At 70.8% G+C, this 23,711-nt stretch carries 23 protein-coding genes; 9 read left to right on the top strand and 14 right to left on the bottom strand.

What is annotated here, in order from left to right:
* Positions 1-12 precede the first annotated feature (12 nt).
* Both ADX84_RS09045 and ADX84_RS09040 read right to left on the bottom strand, forming a co-directional pair.
* Positions 13-1,011, bottom strand: coding sequence for a diiron oxygenase (locus tag ADX84_RS09045; RefSeq protein WP_049570486.1), 999 nt, complete (start codon positions 1,009-1,011; stop codon positions 13-15).
* Positions 1,008-1,715, bottom strand: coding sequence for a TauD/TfdA family dioxygenase (locus tag ADX84_RS09040; protein ID WP_049570484.1), 708 nt, complete (start codon positions 1,713-1,715; stop codon positions 1,008-1,010). Before ADX84_RS09040 ends, ADX84_RS09045 begins: the two co-directional genes overlap by 4 nt.
* A gap of 989 nt (positions 1,716-2,704) precedes the next feature.
* Between ADX84_RS09040 and ADX84_RS09030 the strand changes: the two genes are divergently transcribed.
* Entirely contained in the window at positions 2,705-3,010 is a 306-nt protein-coding gene (locus tag ADX84_RS09030) for a hypothetical protein (protein ID WP_053107271.1), read from the top strand.
* A gap of 16 nt (positions 3,011-3,026) precedes the next feature.
* On the opposite strand, the gene ADX84_RS09025 is transcribed toward ADX84_RS09030, so the two are convergent.
* From ADX84_RS09025 to ADX84_RS09010, 4 genes are read right to left on the bottom strand one after another with little or no spacing between them, the layout of a single operon-like run.
* Positions 3,027-3,356, bottom strand: a complete 330-nt coding sequence (locus ADX84_RS09025) for a rhodanese-like domain-containing protein (protein ID WP_049570472.1) — start codon at positions 3,354-3,356, stop codon at positions 3,027-3,029.
* Positions 3,353-3,619, bottom strand: coding sequence for a hypothetical protein (locus tag ADX84_RS09020; protein WP_049570468.1), 267 nt, complete (start codon positions 3,617-3,619; stop codon positions 3,353-3,355). Before ADX84_RS09020 ends, ADX84_RS09025 begins: the two co-directional genes overlap by 4 nt.
* Positions 3,616-4,059 (bottom strand): hypothetical protein, encoded by a 444-nt coding sequence (locus ADX84_RS09015; protein WP_049570466.1) that lies wholly within the window; start codon positions 4,057-4,059, stop codon positions 3,616-3,618. Before ADX84_RS09015 ends, ADX84_RS09020 begins: the two co-directional genes overlap by 4 nt.
* A gap of 21 nt (positions 4,060-4,080) precedes the next feature.
* A complete protein-coding gene (locus ADX84_RS09010; RefSeq protein ID WP_049570463.1) occupies positions 4,081-4,500 on the bottom strand; it encodes a MarR family winged helix-turn-helix transcriptional regulator in 420 nt (139 codons plus the stop codon).
* A gap of 246 nt (positions 4,501-4,746) precedes the next feature.
* Between ADX84_RS09010 and ADX84_RS09005 the strand changes: the two genes are divergently transcribed.
* The 7 genes from ADX84_RS09005 (at position 4,747) to ADX84_RS08975 (ending at position 11,938) form a co-directional block, all read left to right on the top strand.
* The gene (locus ADX84_RS09005) at positions 4,747-5,982 is read left to right on the top strand and encodes a trypsin-like serine protease (protein WP_234003888.1); all 1,236 of its coding nucleotides are present in this window, start codon (positions 4,747-4,749) and stop codon (positions 5,980-5,982) included.
* A 455-nt stretch (positions 5,983-6,437) separates the two neighbouring features.
* A complete protein-coding gene (locus tag ADX84_RS09000; protein WP_049570460.1) occupies positions 6,438-6,731 on the top strand; it encodes a lactococcin 972 family bacteriocin in 294 nt (97 codons plus the stop codon).
* 8 nt (positions 6,732-6,739) lie between these two features.
* Positions 6,740-7,042: a lactococcin 972 family bacteriocin gene (locus ADX84_RS08995; protein WP_049570457.1), complete on the top strand. Its 303-nt coding sequence runs from the start codon at positions 6,740-6,742 to the stop codon at positions 7,040-7,042.
* 19 nt (positions 7,043-7,061) lie between these two features.
* The gene (locus ADX84_RS08990) at positions 7,062-7,355 is read left to right on the top strand and encodes a lactococcin 972 family bacteriocin (protein WP_049570455.1); all 294 of its coding nucleotides are present in this window, start codon (positions 7,062-7,064) and stop codon (positions 7,353-7,355) included.
* 66 nt (positions 7,356-7,421) lie between these two features.
* Positions 7,422-9,476 carry a bacteriocin-associated integral membrane family protein gene (locus tag ADX84_RS08985; protein WP_049570451.1) on the top strand — a complete coding sequence of 685 codons (2,055 nt, stop codon included), beginning with the start codon at positions 7,422-7,424 and terminating at the stop codon, positions 9,474-9,476.
* A gap of 455 nt (positions 9,477-9,931) precedes the next feature.
* Positions 9,932-11,098 (top strand): amidase, encoded by a 1,167-nt coding sequence (locus tag ADX84_RS08980; protein ID WP_049570450.1) that lies wholly within the window; start codon positions 9,932-9,934, stop codon positions 11,096-11,098.
* A 93-nt stretch (positions 11,099-11,191) separates the two neighbouring features.
* Positions 11,192-11,938 carry a hypothetical protein gene (locus tag ADX84_RS08975; protein ID WP_049570447.1) on the top strand — a complete coding sequence of 249 codons (747 nt, stop codon included), beginning with the start codon at positions 11,192-11,194 and terminating at the stop codon, positions 11,936-11,938.
* Here the strand turns inward: ADX84_RS08975 and ADX84_RS08970 are convergent.
* From ADX84_RS08970 to ADX84_RS08955, 4 genes are all read right to left on the bottom strand, one after another.
* Positions 11,935-13,077 (bottom strand): sorbosone dehydrogenase family protein, encoded by a 1,143-nt coding sequence (locus ADX84_RS08970; protein ID WP_049570444.1) that lies wholly within the window; start codon positions 13,075-13,077, stop codon positions 11,935-11,937. The genes ADX84_RS08975 and ADX84_RS08970 overlap by 4 nt on opposite strands.
* A gap of 49 nt (positions 13,078-13,126) precedes the next feature.
* On the bottom strand, positions 13,127-14,266 hold the full coding sequence (locus ADX84_RS08965; protein WP_049570438.1) for an aromatic acid exporter family protein: 1,140 nt from the start codon (positions 14,264-14,266) through the stop codon (positions 13,127-13,129).
* A gap of 393 nt (positions 14,267-14,659) precedes the next feature.
* Positions 14,660-15,367: a Crp/Fnr family transcriptional regulator gene (locus ADX84_RS08960; RefSeq protein ID WP_049570609.1), complete on the bottom strand. Its 708-nt coding sequence runs from the start codon at positions 15,365-15,367 to the stop codon at positions 14,660-14,662.
* A gap of 155 nt (positions 15,368-15,522) precedes the next feature.
* On the bottom strand, positions 15,523-16,917 hold the full coding sequence (locus ADX84_RS08955; protein ID WP_234003887.1) for an MFS transporter: 1,395 nt from the start codon (positions 16,915-16,917) through the stop codon (positions 15,523-15,525).
* Positions 16,918-17,133: 216 nt separating this feature from the next.
* Between ADX84_RS08955 and ADX84_RS08950 the strand changes: the two genes are divergently transcribed.
* The gene (locus ADX84_RS08950; protein ID WP_049570436.1) at positions 17,134-17,568 is read left to right on the top strand and encodes a VOC family protein; all 435 of its coding nucleotides are present in this window, start codon (positions 17,134-17,136) and stop codon (positions 17,566-17,568) included.
* Between the two features lie 45 nt (positions 17,569-17,613).
* On the opposite strand, the gene ADX84_RS08945 is transcribed toward ADX84_RS08950, so the two are convergent.
* The 4 genes from ADX84_RS08945 to ADX84_RS26280 form a co-directional block, all read right to left on the bottom strand.
* The gene (locus ADX84_RS08945; RefSeq protein WP_049570433.1) at positions 17,614-18,774 is read right to left on the bottom strand and encodes a VWA domain-containing protein; all 1,161 of its coding nucleotides are present in this window, start codon (positions 18,772-18,774) and stop codon (positions 17,614-17,616) included.
* On the bottom strand, positions 18,771-21,125 hold the full coding sequence (locus ADX84_RS08940; RefSeq protein ID WP_049570431.1) for a DUF5682 family protein: 2,355 nt from the start codon (positions 21,123-21,125) through the stop codon (positions 18,771-18,773). Before ADX84_RS08940 ends, ADX84_RS08945 begins: the two co-directional genes overlap by 4 nt.
* Positions 21,125-22,246, bottom strand: coding sequence for an AAA family ATPase (locus tag ADX84_RS08935; protein ID WP_049570427.1), 1,122 nt, complete (start codon positions 22,244-22,246; stop codon positions 21,125-21,127). The genes ADX84_RS08940 and ADX84_RS08935 overlap by 1 nt, the downstream gene beginning before the upstream one ends.
* Positions 22,247-23,711 (bottom strand): DUF5691 domain-containing protein (locus tag ADX84_RS26280; protein WP_049570424.1); only part of this gene is annotated, 1,465 nt, incomplete at its 5' end. It abuts the gene before it with no gap.

Here is a 23,711-nt window from a genome sequence, read left to right as displayed (position 1 = left end):
CGGAGGCCGGTCTCAACGATCGGTCACCGAGGTGCCCCAATCGAACTCCACCTCCCCCAGCACGTCCATCTCGGTCATGAGCGAATGGAGACCGCTGTAGTTCCGGACCAGCCGGGAGCGGGAGGTGTCCTCCTTGGTCTCGGCGACCATGCGCTCCCGACCGGGGATCTGCTCGACCTCGAGAATGCGTTCCCAGGTCGAGTAGTCCGTGGCGACGAACGCCTCAAGGCCCGCGACCATGCGGTCCAGGAAGAAGCGGCGCTTGTTGACGTCGAGGACGTCGTAGACCATCTTGGCCAGTTCGTCGGAGATCGAGGCGTGGCAGTACTCGTCGCGATTGTGCAGCTTGGCGGTCGTGGAGTTGATGACCTGGATCTCCTGGTCATCGGCGAGGAGGTCCAGGTAGGCGTTGATCGAGATCTCGGAGACGGTCGCGAAGGCCAGGGTGGTGAGGCTGCGTTGCCAGCGTTCGGACGAGGCGTGCCTCAGCCGCTGGTGTTCCAGCGCGGTGTGGGAGGCGGGTAGGAACGCGTCGGGGAACGGGTCCTTTCGGCGCTTGCGGGTGATGGCGTTCGCGTTGATGTGCATGAGCGTGTGGTACTGCTCATCCACCATGGCCTGGGCCAGGGCGATCTCGATCTCCTGTCCGCCCAATGAGGGGAATTCGCCCTCCATCACCAGAGCGAAGGCGGGATTGGCCACACGCTGTTCGGCCATCACCGTGTGCCGGTTGTAGGCGATCCACGCCCAGCTGAGCAAACGGGAACGTTTCTCTTCGGGCAGTGCCTGCCAGATCGGATGGCCGGAGAACGGGATGATCGCCTCTGGGTAGTCAGGCCGGGATTCGTCGAAGAGGCTGTCGAGGTCGGGCTCGTCCCGTTTCACCGTCGCACGTCGATACCAGTTACCGGCCAGACGACTGATGACGGCGCTTTCGGCCTCGTCATTCGGGTCGAATGACGGCAAACCCGGAATGTGCACGAATCCGTCATCGGAGGGCTCAGTGGTCATTCGGCGCTCCCATCAGTGAACCAGAAGCGGGTGAAGTGCCGCCCCTTGTCTTCGTACTCGGACCTGGCATGGAGGAGACGTCGGTTATCCCAGATCAGAAGGGCGTTGTCGGGGATGAGGACGCGGGTGCGGTGTTTGTCGAACACCTCGCTGACGCGCTGGGCCAGCCTGCGGCCCTCGGCGCCGAGCGGGAGTCCGCTCTCCTGCGCCACGGCGTCGAGGTCCGGGTCGAATTCGCCGTGCACCAGGAGGTTGTAACTGAAGCGAAGTCGAGCCCGCCCCTGATCGGTGTACTCCAGCATGGGGGACTTAAGGCCGGGCAGACCAGGAGGTCCCGGAAAGTCCAGAACGCTTTTCAGGTTCCGGATGTCAGTGGGATCCAGGTGCAGCAGGAGTTCGTCGACCGGGAGCAGGTCGGTGTGGCCACCACCGCAGCGAGCCTGCCGGTGGCAGTAGAGGGCGATGAACGCGGGGCTGCTCGGCCAGCCCGGCGCCTCGGTGTGAGCGAGGATCGTGTTCGTGCTCTGCGAGTACGAACGGCTCTCGTTTCCAGGGCGGTAGGTGATCTCGTGCGTGACCTTGCCCGAGTATTGCGGTATCAGGTCGCCGAAAGATTGAACCACTTCGAAGGCGTCGTCCACGCCCCCCAGACCAGGGATTACGACGTACCCCTGTTCATGCAGCTCGCGCCTAAACGATTCCATTTCCACTTCGCCCCTTGACTAAAGAAGGTCCAACGGAAAACCACCGGCGCAAGCTACCACACCATGACGAGCTTTATGAAGGGCCTGTAAAGCGGCGAACCCAGGCCCAGTTTAGCTACTTACCGTAGTTTTCATTCCCGGCGGCGATCCGAGCCTGCCAAGAGAGCCGGGAATCGTGAGGTCAAGGCTTCCCCCAAGGTGAAACCCCGTCCTTTGCGGCCTCACGATATGTAACGGAGGGCCGAGGCAGTCCGGACCGTCTCACCGTTTGGTCCCGACAGTCCAAAAGGGTTCCGATTCCACGCACACCCGTGAACTGGCGCCTTGCACGACCAACGGCAGGGATTGGCCCCGAACATTCACGATATGGCGAACATCACATTATGCGGGCATTCTTTCAGGTGGATTACACATGTCGGTGACGTAAGTGTGCTCACCGGGTCCGTGGAGATCCACAGCGCGGCCTGGGCGAGGTACCAATCGGCGATCCACGCCCGATGCCGGACGCCAGTCCGGCGCGACGGGCCCTGACTGCGACCGACCCGTTCAGCCCGGGCTCATTCGGCTCCTCTCCTTTTACTCACACCGGGGACAACGACCTCGGCCCGCGCACCCTGGAAAGCACCGGGAACCGTGGGTCCCACACAGTGGACAGGTCGGTCTGAGAACCAGAGGGATGGCCTCGGGCGCGGTCCTCGAGGAAGCCGATGTCACTCCCCCACAGTCCCGCGGCGTGGAAGGACGCGCCGGTGTCCGCTGTGCCCCAGCAGCAGTGGGGCCGGTCCCCGGGTTCACTTCGGGAGGTGAGAAGGCAGTGGGGCCGCGAGTTGGTGAGCTTCCCGATCCGGTCCGTCGTTCCCCAGCCGATCTCCGTGGCGATCCTCCGCGACACATGATCCGCCTTCTGGGACACGCTCGAACGGAACCCCGGGTCGCAGCGGCGTTCTGGGAGGGTGGTCACTTCGGGACCACCATCTCCGGGGACGCACATGAGCTCAGCGACCACCGCCTTCGCCGGGTACAGCCATCTGTTTCCCGGGGCCCGCGTCCTCGTGGAGACGGACGCCGAGGACCTCGCCCGGCTTCCCGAGTCGTTCCCCGTGGTGTTCTCCGACGACTCCCTTTCGACCGCCCGGCTCCTGCGGGAGGACGGCCGATCCTGGATCCTCGTGGTGGAGGGTTACTCGACCACGAAGGGAACCCGCCTCGACGAGCGGGCATGGGCCGTCAGCGCGGTCGAACCCGACGCCGAGGGGCTCGGGCTGACCCCTGGTTCCCGTCTGCCCTCCGGATGAGCGAAGCGGGCCCCGGTCACTGACTGAGCGGCCCGCCCGCGGCGCGCCACTCGACGAGTCCACGACTCATGTTGACGGCGTCGAAGCCGTACTCCACCAGGAGGTTAGCCGCACCGGCGGACCGGATTCCACCGGTGCAGAAGGTGATGAGGAGACGCTCCTCGGGCAGTTCGTGAGCGCGCTCCCGCAGGTGTTCCAGCGGCATGTGGACGGCACCCGGGATGTGCGCCCGCTTCCACTCGAACTCACGGCGGACGTCCACGACGAGCGCGCCCTCCTCGACGAGGCGGACCGCCTCCGCGGCGGGGACGGACGGCGGACGGCGCAGGTAGTGGCGCAGACTCATGCGGCTCGTGCCTCCCTGCGTACGTTCACCACGGTGAGGGGTCCGCTCAGCAACGGGACCACCGCGCCGATCCGGGTCCGCGCGGTGAGGCCGCGACCAAGGAGCGCGGTGACCGCGACCGCGAGGTAGAGCGCGCCGTGGGTCGGGCCGAGCACGCTTGAGACCGTGTCGTCGTGCACGGTGACCAGGTTGGCCAGCAGCGCGAGGACGCTGACGAGTTCGAGCGCCGAGAGCACGGCCAGGGTTCGGAACAGTCCGTTCATGAGTGGTCCGATCCCGGGCGCACGATCATGAGCACCACGACGACCACCCAGAGCAGGTTGAAGACACCGACCACCATGCTGAGACGGCGGAGCTGTGTGCCGTCGTCGGGCGAGGCGAGCGCGTCACGCTGGCGCGGGCTGATCTGGAGCACGAGCAGGGCTCCCGCGACCGCCGTGAGCACCATCGCGACGACGATCCAGATCTCCGAGGTCCTGCCCTGGACGATGGCCAGTACCAGGCCGACGACCGGAACCACGAGTGCGAGGGCGCCGTAGACCCGCGTGATGCGGTGCAGCAGGCGGGCCGTCTCGGGGCCTCGCTCGATCCGGGCGGCGCCCGTGACGGGCGCGTAGCGGGGAAAGAGGCTCGTGGCCACGGCCACGGGACCGACGAAGAGAATGCCCGCCACGACATGGACGGACAGCAGTAGTGCTTCCATAACCTTCAGGCTAGCTGAAGGTTAGTCGGAGCCCGCCAGCGCCCTCGCCATGGTGAGGCGCAGCGCCTCGGTCAGTTCCGGGTGCTCCGTGGCGAACTCCTCGTCCAGCCTGGCCACCACCTCGGCCGCACGGGCGAGGAGTGCCTCGCCCTCGGCGGTGACCCGCAGTGTCGACGCGGCCCCGGCCTGGGCGGTCCCGTCGTCGACGAGTCCGGCCGCCACGAAGGCGGCCACCGCCGAGTGGGCGCTCTGCACGGTGATTCTCGACCGGCGGGCGAGTTCGCTGAACGAGATGCCCGGGGTCCCCCGAACGTGTCCCAGCAGTCCGTACTTGCGCGTGGTCAGTCCGAGTGGTTTCAAGGCCGCGTTGAAGGCGGCCTCCCACACCCGGCCCACCGTCAGCAGGGCGACCGTGGGGCTGAAGGGAGGCTGTTCCGGCATGCGAACAGGCTAACGGCGCCGCTCGCTCGGCCAGGGAGGAGACCGGCACCCCGCCTTTGGCGTCCACGGCCCCTACACCTTCTGGCCCCCTCTCCTCGCGACGTGTCCGACCATCGTCGGACGGGGGTTTGGTCCTCGCGGTCGATGTCCGCGACGCCCCTGGTTCCTAGATTCGGGGGTGACAGGGAGACGCGACACGGGACGGAAAGGTCTGGCATGACTGACAGCCGCAGGAGCCGACGGGGCGTGACGATCGCGGGAGTTCTGGGCGCGGGGGCGTTTCTGGGAGCGACGGCCCTCGCGGCCCCGGCGGGCGCGATCATCGGTGGTGACGACGCCACCGAGGAGTACGAGTTCATGGCGGCCCTGTACGACCACAGCGGCGAGCACCTGTGCGGGGGCGCGCTGGTCGATGACCAGTGGGTACTCACCGCGGGCCACTGCACCGACCCCGAACAGCTCACCGTCCGGGTGGGCAGCACCGGCCTGGACGAGGGCGGCAGCGAGCGCGCGGTCGTCGACGTCGTCCTCCACCCCGAGTACGAGGTGGAGGACGTGAGTGACGACCCCGACTACCCGCTTTCGCAGTACCTGCTGCGCAACGACGCCGCGCTGCTGAAGCTGGACTCCCCCGTCGAGGAGACCCCGATCAGCGTCGGAGGGGAGTCGGCCGCCCCGGGTTCCGCGGTGCGCGGCCTGGGCTGGGGGATGCTCGACGAATTCGGTGAGGAGGGGAAGCCGGACACCCTCCAGCAGCTGGACACCGAGGTCGTCTCCCCCGATCGCTGCGCGGAGATGGACCCTGGGAGCGACCTCTGCTCGGAGCACCCCACCGACGAGGCGCAGATGTGCATCTCCGACTCCGGGGGTCCCCTGGTCCGTGGGGAGGAGGGGAACTGGGAACTGGTGGGCGTCGCCAGCCGTGACGGCGACTTCGACGAGAACCCGCTCTGCGTGGGGCCGATGGTCCTCACCGACCCGGTGGCGCACACGGACTGGATCACCACCACCGTGGCGGACGCGGAGTGGCCCGAGTACGAGCAGGGTGAGATGGGGTGGAACATCGAGGTCGCCAAGCGGCTGCTGGCCGACGAGGGATCCTTCGAGCCGGGTGAGGTCCTGGACGACCGGTTCGACGAGTCCACCGTGGCGGCCCTGCTTGACTACCAGCAGGCCACCGACCTGAAGGTCACGGGGATCCTCGACACGCGCAGCTGGGAGTTCCTGGCCGAGGAGGCGGGCAGCGTCGTCCAGCGCGACGAGGGCCACGCGGTCGGCGCCGCGCAGACCGCTCTGGCGGAGAAGTTCGGCCACGACCTCAGCGGTGACGGATACCGGACGCACAGCCCCGAGCCGGGTGTCTTCGGCGAGGCCACGCATGAGGCCGTCGTGGACTTCCAGGAGCAGGCCGGGCTGTACGTGGACGGCGAGGTCGGACCGACCACGCTCCAGGCCCTGGTCTCAGCGCCCGAACAGGGCTGACTCCCAGGACGAGGCCTCGACCCCAAGGGGTCGGGGCCTTCCGTGCTTTGTCCACAGGTTGTGGACAAAAGGTTGTCGACCCGGACCGGGTGGGGTAGCCCAGCCGGGCACCACGACGATGCCAGGAGGGGCAGGGCCGGTTCTTCAGGGGCCGGTTCTTCAGGGGCCTGTCCACAGCCTGTGGACGGACCATCCGGCACCCCACGGGAACAAAAGGAATAATTCCCAAGAATACCGATTCGTGACACCCATTACCCCGAGCCCGACCAGGCGTCTGGATCGTGTCCGCATCCGGCCACAAAAGAGAAATACCCAAAAGGGCGCGGTAGTACTGGATTTCAGAGGGGCGGAGCATCTCGGCCCTTCAACCGTGAATTCTTGATGATGCCACTTTCCTCCGTCGCTCCCCCGTTTCGGAGCATCGACACGGAGAACAACAGGACCGGGGTCCTCGAATGCGCAATACCGTCAACCAAGGAATCGTCGTCGCCCTCGTCGTCGTGGGGGTCACCGCCGGGGCCACGGGTGCGGCCCTCGCGGGCACCCGCGTGGGCGGTGGCACCTGGCACCACGGAGTCACCGTCTCCTCCGTGTACTCCAACTACCACCACGCCCAGAACTGCCACGGGTCGACCGCTGTGGGCACCTACACCGACCGCTCCAGGAACACCGCTGCCGGCCACACCTCCTACGCCAGCGCCCCCAAGGCCTGGACCAACAACCAGTCCTACTTCCGCAACGGCTGCTAGGGGCCACCGTGAAGTCGCTTTCACGTGTGTTCGCCACTTTCCTCACCGCCGTCGTCATCGCCCTGGGCGGCGCAACGGCAGCCCTGGCCGCGCATTCCTATGTGGGCGGCGGTGAATGGCTCTGGGGCATCACCGGAGTTCCCGGATCGGGCGAGGTCTACTCCCATTTCCTCCACGGATCCGCCTGCCACGGAGCCACCGCGGTGGGAACGCGCACCGTGCGGGTGAACAGGAACCCCGGGCAGTGGGCCCGGGCCAACGCACCGCGTGCTAACGGAAACAACCAGAGCTACTGGCGCAACGACTGCTAGCCCCGGCAGGGAGCCCTCAATGACAGCCCTCCTCCGTCTGTCCGCCATCGTGGTCGCCGTCCTCGTCATGACCACCGGCACCGCCCTCGCCCAGACCTCCCGGGTCGGCGGCGGGGTGTGGGAACGCAGCCTCACGGGAATCCCTGGTCAGGGGTTCGTCCGTTCCTACTACCACCACCCGAAGAACTGCCACGGGGCCACCGCCGTGGGCACCCACACCGAGCGGGTCAACGCCTCCGCCGGGTTCTGGGCCAGAGCCGAGGCCTCGCGGGCCATGGCCAACAACCAGCAGTACTGGCGCAACGGCTGCTGACCCGTCCCGGGAACCCGTGGGCGCTCCCCGCCCCACGGGTCCACCTCGCCCTGACAGGACCGCCAGGTGCCCAACCGGACCCTCTCCTTCGCCTACACGGCGTGCGTCGCCTTCGCCGCGCTGCTCGCCTTCCTCCTGGCCGCCACCGCCGAACAGACCGTTCACGTGCTCGACGACCCGCACCTGGTCTGGATCACCGAGAGCGACGGCACCCACGACACCGACGAGGTGGCACGCTCCGTGCAGGAGGTCGCCGACGCCCATGACGCCGCCATCGGCTACAGCGTCCTGGACGTCCACACGCCGTCCTCGCTGGCCCACCTGTACCTGGCGGTCTCCGACCCCGGTTCCCGGTACGGCCGCTGGCTGGACGAGGGCTATCCGTCCTTCAGCCGTTCCTTCGCCGTCCTGACCCATCCCATCTCCGAGTTCGGCGACGTGGGCCCTCACGGCTACTACCTGGTGTTCGGCGCACCGGAGGCCGCTCCCGCGCTGCGCGAGGCCCTGGCCGAACACGGGCTGTCCGAGGCGCCCGGCATGCAGAGGACCCAGCTGTGGCACTTCCTCGCCAGCGGCCACCTGTTGCACCTCGTGGCCGTCGCGATGCTCACCACGGTCACCGCCACGGGCGCCGGGGTCCTGCTCGACTCCCGCGACCACGCGGTCCGGCGACTCCAGGGGCACTCCTACGGTCGGCTGCTCGCCGGTGAGCTGTTGGGGGTCCTGCGGCTGTGGGCGCTCGTCCTGCCCGTGTCGGCCGTGGCCGTGCTGGGGCTCCTCGGCGTCCACAACGGTGGGAACCAGATCGGCTTCTACTCGCTCCTGGCACTGGTCTTCCTGGCCGCGCTCACCCTGGCCTGTCTGCTCACCCACGCGGTGTTCCTGGCCCTGGTGGGCGCGACCGGCATCCTGCCCGCGCTCCGGGGGCGGCTGCCGGTTCGCGGCACCGTGGCCGCCGTCTACCTGGTGCGCGTCCCCGCCCTGGCGCTGACTCTGGTGCTGTTGGGCTCGGTGGTCACCACCGCCCGGGAGGCCCGGGAGCAGGGGCTCGGCGTGGAGGTGCATGACGCGTACGGACAGACCTCCCGCCCCGCGTTGAGCGCCAACTACGGCTGGGCGGACGACCAGGCGGTGGACGACACCCTCGGCCCGTGGCTGCGGCGCACCGACGCGGACGCGGACCTGGTGTTGGCGGCCCAGATGCACCCCTCCGAGATCGTCCCATCCGTCCCCGGGAGTCCCGCGGTTCTGGACAACCCCGTGCTGCTGGTCAACGACACCTACCTGGACGAGGAGGAGGTCCTCTCCCCCACTGGGAGACCGTACGGTTCCGCGGGAACCGTGCGGGTCCTCCTCCCCTCCTCCGCCTCCGGCCACTCCGGTGCCCTGGTCGAGGGGGTGACCGGTTGGCTCGGCGTCAACGGTGCTCCGGGCGAAGGGTTCGACGTGCGGGTCCTGCCCGCCGCCGACGAACAGACCCTGTTCACCTACGGCGCGGAGGAACGTCTGGGCGGCACCCTGCCCCTGCTGTACGAACCCGTGCTCATCGTGCTGCCCAACGGGGCGGTGCTGTCCGACAACTCCTACGTGAACCACATGTCCGCCAGACAGACGGTCTTCCCCGACCCCGGGGTGGTGGAGGCGTTCCGTGCGCGGAGCCCGGAGGCCTCCCGCTACGTCTCCATGGTCGAGACGCTCGGCACCAGTGCGCGCAGAGCCCACGCGCTCACCGTGAACGCGCTGCACACGGAGACCTTCAACCTGGTCGGGGCGGGCGCCGTGCTCCTGTTGACCGCCATGGCCGCGTGCGTGGTCCACGCGCGCACCCGGGACCAGGAGATCTTTGCCCGGCACATCAGCGGGTGGGGGTTCCTGGCCACCCACCGCCGCCTGCTGACCGTGGAGGCCGCCCTCGCGCTGGCCTTCGTGGGCTGGGCCGTGGTCCACACAGCCGCGAGGCTGTCCGCCCCGGACGATCCCGCCCGACCGCCGACCGACCAGGCCAGCTGGGCCGAACCCCTCCACGCGGCGGGGATCGCCCTGGCCTCACTCACTCTCACGCTGGGCGTGCTCGCCTTCCTGCACCGACGCGTCGTCCGGGAGGGAGCCACACGAGCCTGAACCGACCGGACCAACAGCCAGCGCCCGGAGACGGGAGAGCGAGGAGGCGCCTGTCCGCCGACCAGCGGAAATAAGGCTCTGGACAGCGTCAACGACTCCGAGGTGGTGGACGCCCCGCACGGCATGACCCGGAAGGCTCGCGCGGCACTCACCGCCACCCGCGACCAGGCCGTCCGTGACCCCGCCAACGACCGCAAGTTGGTGGACGTCCCATCCGCGTGCAGCCTGACCGGACGGGAGAACCAACCGCGGCCCGTCCGAGCGCGTGGCCCTGAACAGCGTCAACGGACGGCGCCCTGGTGGTTGGGCGTCCCGCACGGCATGACTCGGGAGGCTCGCGGCACTCGGCGCCACCCACGACTGGGCCGTCCGTGACACCGTCGACGTCTCGGAGGCGCCCGAGGTGGGCGATGCGGACCACCGCCCCTTGTCTGCTGCCCCCTACTCTCGGGCGCATGGAGAACCAGCCACCGTCCACGGCGGGCGCGATCGCCGCCAGGGTGACACAGGGTGCGACGAGCGCGGTCGAGACCGTCCGGGAGTCTCTGGCGGCCGTCGACGGGATCGCACACCTGCGCGCCTTCGTCGAGGTCTGGCCGGAGGCGGCGCTGGAGTGCGCGGCACGGGTGGACGTGGCCCTGGCCCAGGGCCACCCCCTCCCCCTGGCTGGGGTGCCCCTGGCGGTCAAGGCCACGGAGGGGGTCGGCTCCCACCAGGCCCGACGACTGGTCGCGGCGGGTGCGGTGCCGATCGGGGCCACCTCGGTGCCCGGCCCCGGGACCCCGTGGAAGACCTGGGGGAACACCGACGACGGCCCCACCCTCAACCCCTGGAACACGGAGCGCGTCCCGGGCGGTTCCTCCGCGGGTTCGGCCGTCGCGGTGGCCACCGGCGCCGTGCCGTTGGCGACCGCGAGCGACGGTGCCGGGTCCACCCGCATCCCTGCGGCCTGGTGCGGGGTGATCGGCTACAAACCGACCACGGGGCTGCTTCCGGCGCGCGACCGGGCCGGGCTGACGGTCGGCGGGCCGATCGCGCGCACGGTCGGGGACGTCGAGCTGTACCGGAGCGCCGTACTCGGCGGCCGTCCCGTCGCCGCGCCTCCACGCATCCGAGTCGCGTGGTCGCCGACGCTGGGATTCAACGATCCGGAGCCGGAGGTGGTGGCGCTCGCGGAACGGGCGCTGTGGCGCTGGGCCCGGTCGCGCGGGGTGACGGTGACACGGTCCGAGATCGCGCTCACCGATCCCACGAGTACCTGGCTCGCCCGCAGGGAACGGGGCAGCGGGACGGGCCCCGCCTCCGTCGGGCAGCGGGACCTGTCGGCGCTGGACGGCCTCCTCCACTCCGTGGACCTGCTCGCCACTCCCACGACTCCGAACCGCGCCCACCCGCACTCAGGACCGGGCGACGTGATGAGCGTCGGGTTCACCTGGCTGTTCAACCTCACCGGGCACCCGGCCCTGAGCCTGCCCGCAGGGCTCACGGAGGACGGTCTGCCCGTTGGCCTGCACCTCGTGGCACGGCACCACGAGGACGCCCTCCTGTTGGCCGCCGCCCGTGACGCCGAACCTGCGCTGGCGCGGGCCCTCGGGGACGGCGGTCACGCACCGGAGATGTAGCATCTGAGGCGGATTCTCCCCCTCGTCCGCGTGTTCCCCGGCCACCGGAGAAGACCGTGTGACGGGGCTGCCCCAGACACGGAAACGGACGGCATGGACACGGAAGAGACCCAGGTCATGGCCAGGACGGGCCAGTTCACCACCACTCTGGGCTGGGAGACCGCCGTCAGGGGTCGGGTGGCCGCCGCGGTCGACCGGTTCGCCGGTCCGCTCGCCGACCTCGCGGAGCGCGATGCCAACGACGGCGACACCCGCCTGTTGGTCGCCGACTTCTTCAGTGTCGGTCTGAACTTCAGCAAGTACCAGGACCTGACCACGGAGTACCGCACCAGCGGGGACTCGATCGACTACGCGATCGTCCTCGACGGCGAACTGTTCGCCCCGGTGGAGGTACGCCGGATCGGCCAGGACCTGGACCTGCGCAACATCCAGATGGCCCGGCGCCTGGCCGTCGAGCAGGGCGTGGACTGGGTGTTCCTCACCAACGGCCGCGTCTGGCGGGTCTACCACCTGAGGCCCGCCGCCGACGGCGGTGCCCCGCAGCCGGTCGTCGTGGTCGACGTGGACCTGCTGGACGAGGACTCCCACGACCGCAACGTCGACGGTCTGTTCCTCCTCACCCGCGAGTCCGTCGAGCACGGCCGGTTGGACGCGATGCGCCGCTGGCGCGAGGCGGCCGAAGCCGCCCCGCTGTCCGGTGCCCTGATCAGCGACGAGGTGGTGGCCGCGGTGCGCGATCGCCTGAGGGAGAACGCCGAGCACCCCGGCCACGTGGGTGAGGACGACGAGATCCGCCGTGTCCTGGCCGAGGAGGTCGTCGCCCGGGGCCTGCTCGACTAGTCGCCGGTCCGCTCCAGCGGCACGGTCATGATCCGGTCGTCGTCATCGGCGGGCGAGCCCCAGGAGTCGAGGTTGCTGGTGCTCAACCACAGGGTCTGGCCGTCGGGGTGGGCGACCACCGTGCGCAGACGGCCGAACTCATCGACGAAGTGCGGCTCCGGTTCGCCCACGGTGCCGTCGCCGTTCAGGGGGATCTCCCAGAGCCGGGCGCCGCGCAGCGCCGCCACGTACAGGGAGTCCCCGGCGATCGCCGAGCCGCTCGGTGAGGCCTCGGCGGGTTCCCAGGTGACGAGCGGGTCCGTGAACTCGTCACCGCCGCCGGGCCCCTCCACCTCCGGCCATCCGTAGTTGTTGCCCGGTTCGATCAGGTTGACCTCGTCCAGGGTGTCCTGGCCGAACTCGGTCGCGTAGAGGTTCTCCTCGGAGTCCCAGGCCAGGCCCTGCACGTTGCGGTGGCCGTAGCTGTACACGTGGTTGTCGAAGGGGTTGTCCGGGGCGGCTTCGCCGTCGTCGGTGATCCTCAGGATCTTGCCCGCCAGGGAGTCGGTGTCCTGGGAGCTGTCCGTCTCCTGGGCGTCGCCGGTGGCCACGTACAGGTAGCCGTCGGGCCCGAAGGCGATCCGGCCGCCGTTGTGGGTGTTCGCGGCTGGGATTCCGTCCAGGATCACCTCGGATCCGCCGAGTGAGCCGGATTCGTACTCCACCCGGCTCACCCTGTTGTCCGTGTCGGTGGTGTGGTGGACGTACACGTGGGGCCGCTCGGGGAAGTCCGGGTCGACGGCCAGGCCGAGCAGACCCCCCTCGCCTCCGTGGCGGACGCCCTCGATGGTCCCCGCCTCGGTGACCTGGCCGCCCGTGGTCACGTGGGCGACGACGGCGGAGTCCCGCTGGGCGACCAGGGCGGACCCGTCGGGGAGGAAGTCGATCCCCCATGGAACGTCGAGGTCGGTGGCCAGGGTCTCGGGCTGCCCGAGGCCCTCGCCCCCGGTCGCCCCGTCTCCGGGCTGGCCGCCCGAGCCGGAGCCGTCGGCGCCGGTCGTGGAACAGGAGCCCACGAGGAGGACGGTCCCGAGCAGGGAGAGCGTTCGGGTGAGCAGGAGGGGCCGTGTGGTCCCGGCGCGCGTCGGTGTCCGATCCATGTCCGAACCCTGCCCGCTCGGCACACGGGGTACGCCCCCGGGTCCGGCCTCACCCGGGGTCGTGGCGCTCGGTGTTCTCCTGGCCCTGGTGGATCTCCTCGAAGATCCGCTCGACGTCGGTGATCAGGGCGCTGTAGACCGGCCAGTTCCGGTCGTCCCAGCGATCCCGCAACGCGTCGCGCTCCTCGTCCACCTTGCGCAGCGCCTCGTCGACCTTCTCCCGGAGGTCGCCGGAGACGGTCGCACGCCCGGGCTCCTCGGAGTCGTGCACGGTCTGGAAGACGTCCGAGACGCGTTCGACCAGCGGGGCGAACTCCCGAAGGAAGGCGTCGTCGGGTTCCGGGAAGCGTGCGCCGCGTCGAGTGGTGGTGCGCAGGGTCCGGACGATGGACTGCACGTGCCGGGAGGCCCGACTCAGCGCGGAGATCCACTCGCCGTAGGTCTGGAGGGCACGGGTGTCCATGCGGGCGCCGGCGACGAGCTTGCGGGGGTTGAGCCGGGTCCGGTCCTCCTGGCGCTGGACCGCTTCCTGGGCGTTGCTGACGGAACCGTCGAGTCCGTCGCTGGCCCGGATCCAGTGGTCCAGGTCGAGTCCCTCGCCCCCTTGGCGCAGACCCTGCGCCATCTCCCCCGTCAGGGAGCGGAGCCCGTCCGCGAGGTCCCGGACCGCGTTCTCGGCGTCCCGGAACCGGATGACCGGGGCCATGACCGTGTTGGTGACCAGGGCCGAGGCGGCGCCGACGCAGACCATCAGCAGGAGGTATCCGAGGTCGGAGGCGCTCTCCGCGGTACCGCCCGCGAGCGCGAAGGCCGCGACCACCGGCAGCTGCGTACCCTGGCCGCCGAAGAACCTGGCCTGTCCGGCGATCAGCGCGATCAGCAGCAGCACGGTGAAGGACCACACCTGGGCTCCGACCGTGAGCCCCGTCAGCCCGGCGAGCAGGGCTCCGGCGAAGACCGCCGCCACGTAGCGGCCGGACTGGAGCACGGAGCCGTACACGCTCGGCCGGACCACGAGCAGGGCGGTGAACGGGGCGAATCCGATCTGGCTGGAGGCTCCCAGCAGGGTGCCCACGACCCAGGCGACGGTGGCCGCGATCGTGCACTTGACGATGATGACGGCGGTCTCGCGCTCGAACCCGCGTCGTTGGCGGGCGCGCCTGATCCCGTTTCGCAGTCCCTCGAACACCCTCGCCCCCGTTCCTCCGTGACCACACACCGTAGCCGTCGTTCCCCGTTGGGCCCGGGTTATGGGTCCGTTTCCAACAAATGTCGCGGCCACCCGACATGAGCGTCGAGAAGCGGACGAAGGGGTGACGTGGTCGGTCGTCGGGGAGGGCACGAAGATCCCCGGTGGCAGGGGGACGGCCACCGGGGCGGTGTGGAGACGGGGGGTAGCTGCCGGAATGGTGCCGTCCTCACCACTCCGGCAGCCCGACCACTCCTCTCCGCACAGGGGGAGGGCACCGGAGGAGGGCGCGAACAGTGCGGAGCGAGAGGTTGGGCGTGATGCCCAGGTGAAGTCTGTCGCCTACGGTGACCGTCGGACCACCGATCAATCGGTAATTCAGGACAAAAAGGATTACAAAGCGGCTTCGAAGACTCCGTTCAGGCGCTCCATGTCCACGATCACCACGCGCCGGTAGCTGGTGATCAGGATGCCCTCGGACCGGAAGCGCCGGATCGCGTTACCCACCGCGTCCGTGCGGGCCCCGACGAGTTTTCCCAGGTCAGTGTGGGAGAGCCGCACCCCGAGATGGACTCCCTCCTCCGTGGGCACCCCGTGTCGCTGTGCCATGTCGACCAGGATGCGGGCCACCCGGGCCTCCACCTCGTAGCCCGCGAACTCCGCCCGCTGACGGTCCGCGCACTCCTGCCGCTCCCCCATCACGGCGAGCATCGCGCGCCAGGCGTCGGGGTGCTGTTCCAGGAAGCCCTCGAAGACCTGGTGAGGGTAGACCCGGATCGTGTGCGGGGCGCACGAGGTGACCGTGGCGCTGGGCCGGGTGTCCCGGAACATGCCCAGCTCACCGACCAGGTCGCCCCACCTGCGGATGCCGAACATCGCCTCGGTGCCGTTGCGCAGCACCGACGTGATCTTGACGCACGCCGGGTCGGCCGCGGTGCCGTTCTCAGGCGGACACAGGAGCATGACCTGTTCCTCCGCGTCGCCCTGGGAGATCAGGACCCGGTTGGTGGGGATGTGCCGGGGCGGCGCGAGAGCGAGGAGGCGGTCCACGGTCCGGGGACCGAGCCTGGACACGAAGCTGCCCGTCGGCCAGTCGGTCATGCGTCCTCCGATCATGCCCACAACGATGCCCAGGTGGTACCCAGTTCCGCAGGAGAAGCACGAAATCGGCGGATCTTGTTTCCCCGAACCACGGTGACCGACCGGGTCCGGGATCCGGCGCGCCACGGCGCCGAACCCCGGATCACGAACCGCTCCTAGGCCCCCGCGGTGATCCGCGGGCGCGGAGCCCTGGTCAGGGCCAGGACCGCGACGACCACGACCAGCACGAACCCGCCCAGGGACAGGGCGACGCCGTGCAGGGCCCCGGTGAAGGCGGGACCGGCGAGGTGACCGCCGGTGAGGACCGCCAGGGCCGCGCCGACCACGGCGATGGAGACGGTCTCCAGGCTGAGCCGGGTCGCGTTGAACACCCCGGCCGCGGTGCCCACCCGCTCGGGCGGGACCGCACCCAACCCCAGGCCGTCGATCATCCCTCCCGTCAGGCCGACACCCGATCCGACCAACAGGAACGGCAGCATGACCGTCCACGGGGTGGAGTCCGGGCCCAGCGTGGTGAAGCCGAGGACACCCGTTCCCAGCAGGAGGAGCGCGCCGACCACCACCGCCGTGGGCGGGAACCGGTTGGCCAGTTCGGCGCCCACCGCAGGCAGCACCAGGGTCGGGACGGTCACGAGCAGCAACCAGAGTCCCGCCGTGCCCGCGCCGAGGCCGACCACGTTGATCAGGTAGGACGGCAGGTAGACCAGGAGCGGGACCAGCACCGACATGAAGGTCGCGGCCGCCAGCGCGTAGGCCACGAACCGGCGGTTGGAGAGCAGGCCGAGATCCACCAGCGGCACCTCGCGGCGGCGCTCCACCAGGGTGAACAGGACGAACAGGGCCGCCGACAGGGCCAGGAAACCGACCAGCACCGGCGCGCCCCGGCTCGGGCCCTCGACCAGACCACCGATCAGGCTCAGTAGGGCGGCGGTGAACAGGGCTCCGCCGAGCCAGTCCACGGGCCGTCCGTCACCCCGCATCGCGGGAACGCGTGTCACCAGAAGCAGAACCGCCCCCGCCACCAGCGCGGGTCCTGCGAAGGCGAACCGCCAGCCCAGGTTCTCGACCAGCAGTCCGGCCACGGCGGGCCCGAAGGCGGTTCCGGCGCCCAGCACGGTACCGAGCAGCCCGAAGGCCCTCGCGCGCGCCGGTCCCTCGAAGGCCAGGGCGAGCATGGAGCCCCCTCCGGCCACGGCGGCCGCCGCCCCCACCCCACCCAGGGCACGCAGGGCGACCAGCGCCCCGATGTCCTGGACGAGGAGGCTGAGCAGTCCGCTCACGAAGAAGAGGACCACGCCGAAGGCGTAGACCCGGCGACGCCCGACCGCGTCGGCGATCGACCCGGCACTGACCAGGAAGGCGGCGAAGCAGGCGTTGTAGGAGTTGACCACCCACTGCGCGGAGGTGAGCCCCACGCCCAGGTCGCGCTGGATGTCGGGCAGCGCGACGGAGGCCCCGGTCAGCGCCAGCGGCAGGAGGAGGGTGGAGAGCAGGACGGTGACGAGCACGATGGTGCCGCCGCCCCTGCCTGTGGACAGAGATGTGTTCACGGGTACGTCCGGTGTGGAGAGAAGGACACCGGGCAGCCCGAAGGACCGCACCGGCAGGGAAGCTGATGCGGCGGTCGGAACTGTGAGGGATCAGGCCGCCGCTAGAGGGCGGCCAACTCTTTCGCGAGCGGCATGGGCGCAGGTTAACCCCATCCGCCCTCCCGGAGCCAGCGATATTCCCTGGGCTGTCGGAGATCCGCGGTCTAGGGTGGGCCGATGACCACGATCAGAGAGTTCCAAGTCACCTTCGACTGCGCCAGTCCCGAGCGCGTGGCCCGGTTCTGGTGCGAGGTGCTGGGGTACGTCGTGCCACCGGTCCCGGAAGGATTCGCCGACTGGGACGAGTTCAACCGCTCGCTCCCGCCCGAGCAGCAGGATTCCGCGTTCGCCTGCGTCGATCCCTCGGGCAAGGGTCCCCGCCTGTACTTCCAGCGCGTCCCCGAGGGGAAGACCGTCAAGAACCGGGTGCACCTCGACGTGCGTGCCGGTACCGGTCTCGTCGGGGACGAACGCCTCTCCACGCTCCAGGCCGAACGCGAACGGCTGGAGGCGCTCGGCGCCGAGTGCGTCCGCGTCATGCGCGCCGACGGGGTCAACGAGTCGTGCATCGTGATGCGGGACATCGAGGGCAACGAGTTCTGCCTGGACTGAGTGCCGGGCGGGGCCGCAGGGGGTTCGGCCCCGCCCGGGGCCGGCTCACTCGTCCAGGTGCTTGTCGACCCAGGCGTCCAGGGGCTGGCCCTGGATCGCCGCGGCCATGAGCTCCGGGAAGGCGTCCGGGGTGCAGGCGAACGCCGGGACGCCGAGGTCGGCGAGGGCCGAGGCGTTCTGGCGGTCGTAGAACGGCGCGCCCTCGTCGGAGAGGGCCAGCAGGACCACCACCTGGACGCCCGCGGACTTCATGGCGGCCACCCGCTTCAGCATCTCGGCGCGGACGCCGCCCTCGTAGAGGTCGCTGATCAGGACGAAGATGGAGTCCTGCGGGCGGTCGATGAGCGTCTGGCTGTAGGCGATGGCCTTGTTGATGTTGGTGCCACCTCCGAGCTGGGTCCCGAAGAGCACCTCGACCGGGTCGGTGAGCTGGTCGGTGAGGTCGACGACCGCGGTGTCGAAGACGACCAGGGACGTCTTCAGCGTGCTCATGGAGGCGAGCACCGCGCCGAAGACGCTGGCGTAGACCACCGAGGAGGCCATCGAACCGCTCTGGTCGATGGCCAGGACCACGTCCTTCTGCACGCCCTGGCTGCGGCGCCCGTAACCCACGAGGGTCTGCGGGATCACCGTGTTGTGTTCGGGCAGGTAGTGCGCCAGGTTGCGGCGAATGGTGGCGTTCCAGTCGATGTCCGAGACCCGGCGGGGGCGGTGGGTGCGTGCGGAGCGGTCGATGGCACCGCGGATGACGGACCGGGTCTTCTGCGCGACCCTTCTCTCCAGGTCGTCGACGACCCCGCGCACGATCGTGCGGGCGCTCTCCCGCGCCTCGGCGGGCATCACCCGGTTGAGGGAGAGCAGGGTCCCGACCAGGTGCACGTCGGGCTCGACGGCCTCCATCATCTCCGGCTCCAGCAGGAGCTGGTGCAGCCCCATGCGGTCCATGGCGTCGGTCTGCATCACCTGCACAACGGTGGACGGGAAGTACTCCCGGATGTCGCCCAGCCAGCGTGCGACCCGGGGTGCGGAGGAGCCCAGGTCACCGGAGCGGTCGTCGCCCGAGGCGGCGGAGCCGTCGCCCTTGTTGTACAGGGCCGCCAGAGCGGAGTCCATGGTCTGGTCGCGCCCGGTCAGGGTCGCGCACTGGGACCTCTCCCCCAGGACCAGGCGCCAGCGGCGGGCGCGTTCGGTGGTTTCCGTGCTCACGCGCGGCTCCCTTCGAGTAGTGCGGTCACGGCGGCCACGGCCGGTGCGGCGCGGCGGGTGTCGACGGGGCGGCGCACCCGCGCGGTGGTGGTCCGGCCGCCGTCCGCCCTGGTGATGGCGGTGCCGATCTCCTGGCGTTCGGCCGCGCCGAAGGCCCCGAAGGTGCGGCGCAGCAGCGGCAGGATCGCCACGAAGCGTTCCTCGGACAGGCTGAGCAGCCACGAGTCGATGAGGCCGAGCAGCCGCTCGTCGTGCACCAGGATCAGCCCGCTCCCCTGGAGGAAGCCCTCCAGCCAGGCGGCCGCGCGGGTGGGTTCGGTGCCGGGCGACATCGTGAGGCCGAGCCTGCGGTGCAGTTCCTCGGTGGTGATCCGGCCCGCGTCCGCGAGGATGCGGTTGACCCTCCCGGCGATCCGCCCCGGGACCTGGTCGCGGCGGGCGAGGGACTCCAGCGCCTCCGTCCAGCCGTGCGCGTCCCCGTCCAGGAGGGTGGCGGCACCGTGCGTCTGGTCGATCGCCCGGACGAACCGGGCCGCCGCGTCGTCGTCCAGCCCGCGCACCGCCGGGGCCAGGCCCACGCACACGCGGGCCAGGAGCTGTCGGGCGACCGCGCGCAGGTGCGCGCCGTCGGTCCCCCGCACGTTCCCGTACCGGGCCGATCGGGCCAACGGGGGGAGCGCCGACATCAGGTGGGTGATGTCGCTGTCGGTGGCCGCGCGGTCGGTGAGCAGGGAGAGCACGTCGGGCAGCGCGTCGCCGAGTTCGGCGAACAGACACTGTTCGGTCAGCGCGGTCAGGGTGGGCAGTTCGGCGTCGGCGGCGACCTCCACCACGCGGGCGGTGGCCGCCGAGACCACGGTGGTCCCCCAGGGCGCGGCCTCGATCAGCGCCACGTCCATGTCGGGGTCCCAGCGCAGCCGCCAGGACTCGCGGAAGGTCCCCTTCGAGTGGTGCTCTGCGGCGCGCGGCACCCCCCATTCGACGCCGAGCACGCGCAGCCGGTGCAGCAGGACGCTGCGTTCGCGCTGGCTCTCCTTGCGCAGGTCGAGGTCGAGGTCGCGGTCGAAGGCCTCGGGCTTGAGGCGGAGCCGTTTCTGCGCGGCCATGAGGTCGCGCTGCAACGGCACCATGGGGGTGTCCGGGGGCACCGAGCCGAGGCGTTCGCCGATCACCATCCGGCCGTGCACCAGGGCGGCCCGGCTCTGTTCGCCCTCGCAGAGGACGGCGGTGACCGCCTCGGAGACCTCGTCGATCCCGGCCAGCGGCCGTCCGCGCAGCACGGCCAGGCTCTCCGCGAGCCGAACACCCTCGATCACGTGCGAGGAGGAGACCGGCTGGCCCTCCTCGCGCAGCAGACGGGCGGCGTCGGTGAGCCACCGGTGGATCGGCAGATCGGGGGCGGTGAACAGGTGGTGGTACCAGCCGGGCGAGGTCACCCCGGCGCCGTAGCCGCTGGCGGTGGCGAGCCGCCCGTGCGTCCACGGCACCCAGGTGGCGGTGGTCCGCACCCTGGGCAGCCCCTTCAGGAGGGCGGCGTCGTCCTTGATCGGGTAGTCGTACAGGTCGCGCAGGGCGGGCGCGTGCCAGGCACCGCACACCACGGCCACCCGTTCGTACCCCTCCTTGAGCACGGCGCGCAGGGTCTGGCGCATGTGGGCCTCGCGGCGCGCGTCGCGCCCGGTCTCCGGACCGCTCTCGGCACGGACGGCCGCCATGGCGTCGGCGATCGCCGGGAAGGGCGAGGGTTCGCCGTCGCCGCGCTGTTCCACGACGTCGTCCCACCAGCGTTCGGCGTCGTCGTACCCGGCGGCCTCGGCGAGCACCCCGAGGGGGTCGGTACGAACCCTGCGGGGTTCGCTCTGGGGCGCGGGCCGGGCGTCCTCCTCCTGCCGGGCGTCCTCCTTCTCGGCGGCCCCCTTCTCCGCGGACTCCTCCGCAGCGACCTCCTTCTGAGCAGCCTCCTCCTCCGCAGCCTCCGCCCGTTCGATCCGCTCCGCGATCGTGTGGGCGGCGGGCAGGTCGCAGAAGCGCACCGGTACTCCGCGTCCGTGGGCGTGCACCAGGGCCGCCCACTCCGGGGAGAAGGACGCGAACGGCCAGAACCCCCAGCCCTCCTTGGAGCGCGCCGTCCCCGCCTTGGGGGTGTCGGCCAGGTGGACCAGCAGGGCCACCGGCGGTTCCAGACCGCCCACCAGGGAGGTGATCGCGTCGGCCTCGGGCGGCCCCTCGATCAGTACGATGTCGGGCTTGATCTCGTCCAGGGCGGCCGCCACGGCCCGGGCCGAACCCGGACCGTGGTGGCGGACACCGAGGACACTGACCTTGTCGGTGCCCTGTCGGGGTCGTCCCATCAGGCGCCCACCTCGCGGCAGGCCCGGTAGAAGTCGTCCCAGCCGTCGCGCTCGCGGGCGACGGTCTCCAGGTACTCCCGCCAGACCACCCCGTCCGAGACGCGGTCCTGGACCACGGCGCCCTGGATTCCGGCGGCGACGTCGGCGGGACGCAGCAGCCCGTCACCGAAGTGGGCGGCGAGCGCGATGCCGTTGGTGATCACGGAGATCGCCTCGGCGGTGCTCAGGGTTCCGCTGGGTGACTTCACCTTGGTGGTGTTGTCCTCGGTGACTCCGGAGCGCAGCTCGCGGAAGACGGTGACCACGCGCTGGATCTCCGTGAGGCTGGTGGGCACCTCGGGCAGCTCCAGCGAGCGGCCCAGCTGCTCCACCCGCTGGGTGACGATGCGGACCTCGTCCTCCGCGCTGTCCGGGACGGGCAGGACCACGGTGTTGAAGCGGCGGCGCAGCGCGCTGGAGAGGTCGTTGACCCCCCGGTCACGGTCGTTGGCGGTGGCGATGACGTTGAACCCGCGCTGGGCCTGCACCTCGACGCCGAGCTCGGCCACGGGAAGCGCCTTCTCCGACAGCACCGTGATGAGGCCGTCCTGCACCTCGGAGGGCATACGGGTGAGTTCCTCGATGCGGCCGATCGCACCGCGCGACATGGCGGTCATGATCGGGCTGGGGACGAGTGCCGCCTCCGAGGGCCCCTCGGCGAGCAGGCGGGCGTAGTTCCAGCCGTACCGGACCGCCTCCTCGGAGGTCCCGGCGGTGCCCTGGACCAGCAGGGTGGAGTCACCGGAGACCGCCGCCGCGAGGTGTTCGGACAGCCAGGTCTTGGCCGTGCCGGGGACACCGATGAGCAGCAGGGCGCGGTCGGTGGCCAGGGTGGCCACGGCCACCTCGACCACCCGGCGCGAGCCGATGTACTTGGGCGTGATCTCGGTGCCGTCGTCGAGGGTGGTGCCCAGCAGGTACTGGGTGACCGCCCACGGGGAGAGACTCCAGCCCGGGGGGCGCTGGCGGTCGTCGGCCCCGGCCAGGGCCTTGAGCTCGGCGGCGTAGGTCTGCTCGGCGTGCGGGCGCAGCGCGCTGGCGGCGTCGGTGCTGATGCCAGAGCCGGTGGCGGAGGTGGTCAACTAGAGCTCCCTGTGCATTTCGAGCCGGAATCGGAGGGTGTCGCGGAGGCGGAGGTAGGCGGGGCCCTCCTCCTCGTGGGGTGGTTCCTTGGGCAGGAGGTCGAGGTGTTCGGGAGGCATGTGCTCGGCGGCGGCCTCGCAGAGGAAGCGGTAGCCGCGTGAGTCGCGCGTCCCGATCGGCCCGGTGAGTCGGCGCGTGACCTCGTCGGAGAGCGCGCGTGTCCACGGGGCGTCGACCGTGTGCAGGACCTCCCCGAGAACGTGGAGGTCGGTCCGCCCGGTGGTCGGTGCGCCCTCCACGGAGCCGAGTGCGGCCACGACCCGGTCGCACCGCTCCTGGACCGGAAGCGCGGCCAGGAGCTCCTGTGTGCGCGGCCACTCGCGGTGGCGACCCGCGGCGCGGAGCAGCGGGGCCAGCCCGGCCCCGGGGTGGTCGAGGACGGCGCGGGCCCAGTCCGGGACGGCCTGGAGGCAGGCCGCGTCGGCCAGGGCCTCGCGCAGGTCCTGCTCGTCCTCGGCCAGGTCGAGGACCCCGGCGGGGTCGGTTCCCAGGAAAGCGGTCCAGGTGTCCAGCGGCGCGTGGGTGATCAGGACGCGGCCGAGTTCCCAGCGGGCCCGGCGCGCCTCCGGCCGCTTCTTCGGCGGCACCAGGGCGAGGTCGCGGAGCTGGTCGGCGGTCGGGACGTCCATGTCGACCACGTCGACGGCGCGCGGGGGCCCCTGGTAGCGCCCGAGATGGGCCCTCAGGTGGGCGCGGAGGCGGTGCGCGTGGGCGCTGTCCGGCAGCCGGGTGAGCAGGGCCAGGGCGAGTCCGCGCACGCTGGCGGCGCGGTCGTCCAGGGCCTGGTCCAGCACCGCCTCGTCGTCGGGGCCGAGGCCGACCGCGAGGGCCTCCAGGAGGCCGCGTCGCTCCTCGCTCCTGCTCTCCTGTGGCAGGACCCCGGCGAGGAGGTCGCGGGCGGCCGCCGGGTCGGTGGCGCGCAGGGCGAACAGGGACCGACGGCGTTGCGCCGGGGTGCCCTCGTGCCAGGCGGCGTCGGTGTGCACGTCGGTGGCCAGGGGTTCGCGTGCGATGAACGACCACGCGGTGTTGTGCGAGGCCAGCCAGGTGCCGCGTTCCCCGACGACGGGGGCGACCAGGGGGCGCAGCGAGCTGTCACGGGAGGCGCGGTCCAGCAGGTCGGGAACGTGGACGTGGCTGATCCTGCGTCCGCCCCGTGCGGCGGCGCCCAGCCACTCGGGGAGGAGTTCGGGGCGGGTGGCGAGGATGACATCCAGCCGGTGGTTCGCCGCGGGCCCGACATCCGGACGGGTGTCGGGGGCGTCGGGGGTGACGGGTTCCGCCGTGTGCGCCGTGTATCCGGCGCGGGTGCGCACGGCGTCCAGGGCGACCAGGTCCAGCAGCCCGGCGGCGCCCTCGCGGGTGGCTGTGGGGAGGTCGGGCAGGTCCGGGACGGGGCGGCGG

Origin of the sequence: Nocardiopsis sp. SBT366, assembly GCF_001083815.1 — a bacterium.
GTDB classification, from domain to species: domain Bacteria; phylum Actinomycetota; class Actinomycetes; order Streptosporangiales; family Streptosporangiaceae; genus Nocardiopsis; species Nocardiopsis prasina.
The sequence above is the reverse complement of the archived record's forward strand: the minus strand, read 5'-3'. Positions and strand labels throughout refer to the sequence as shown.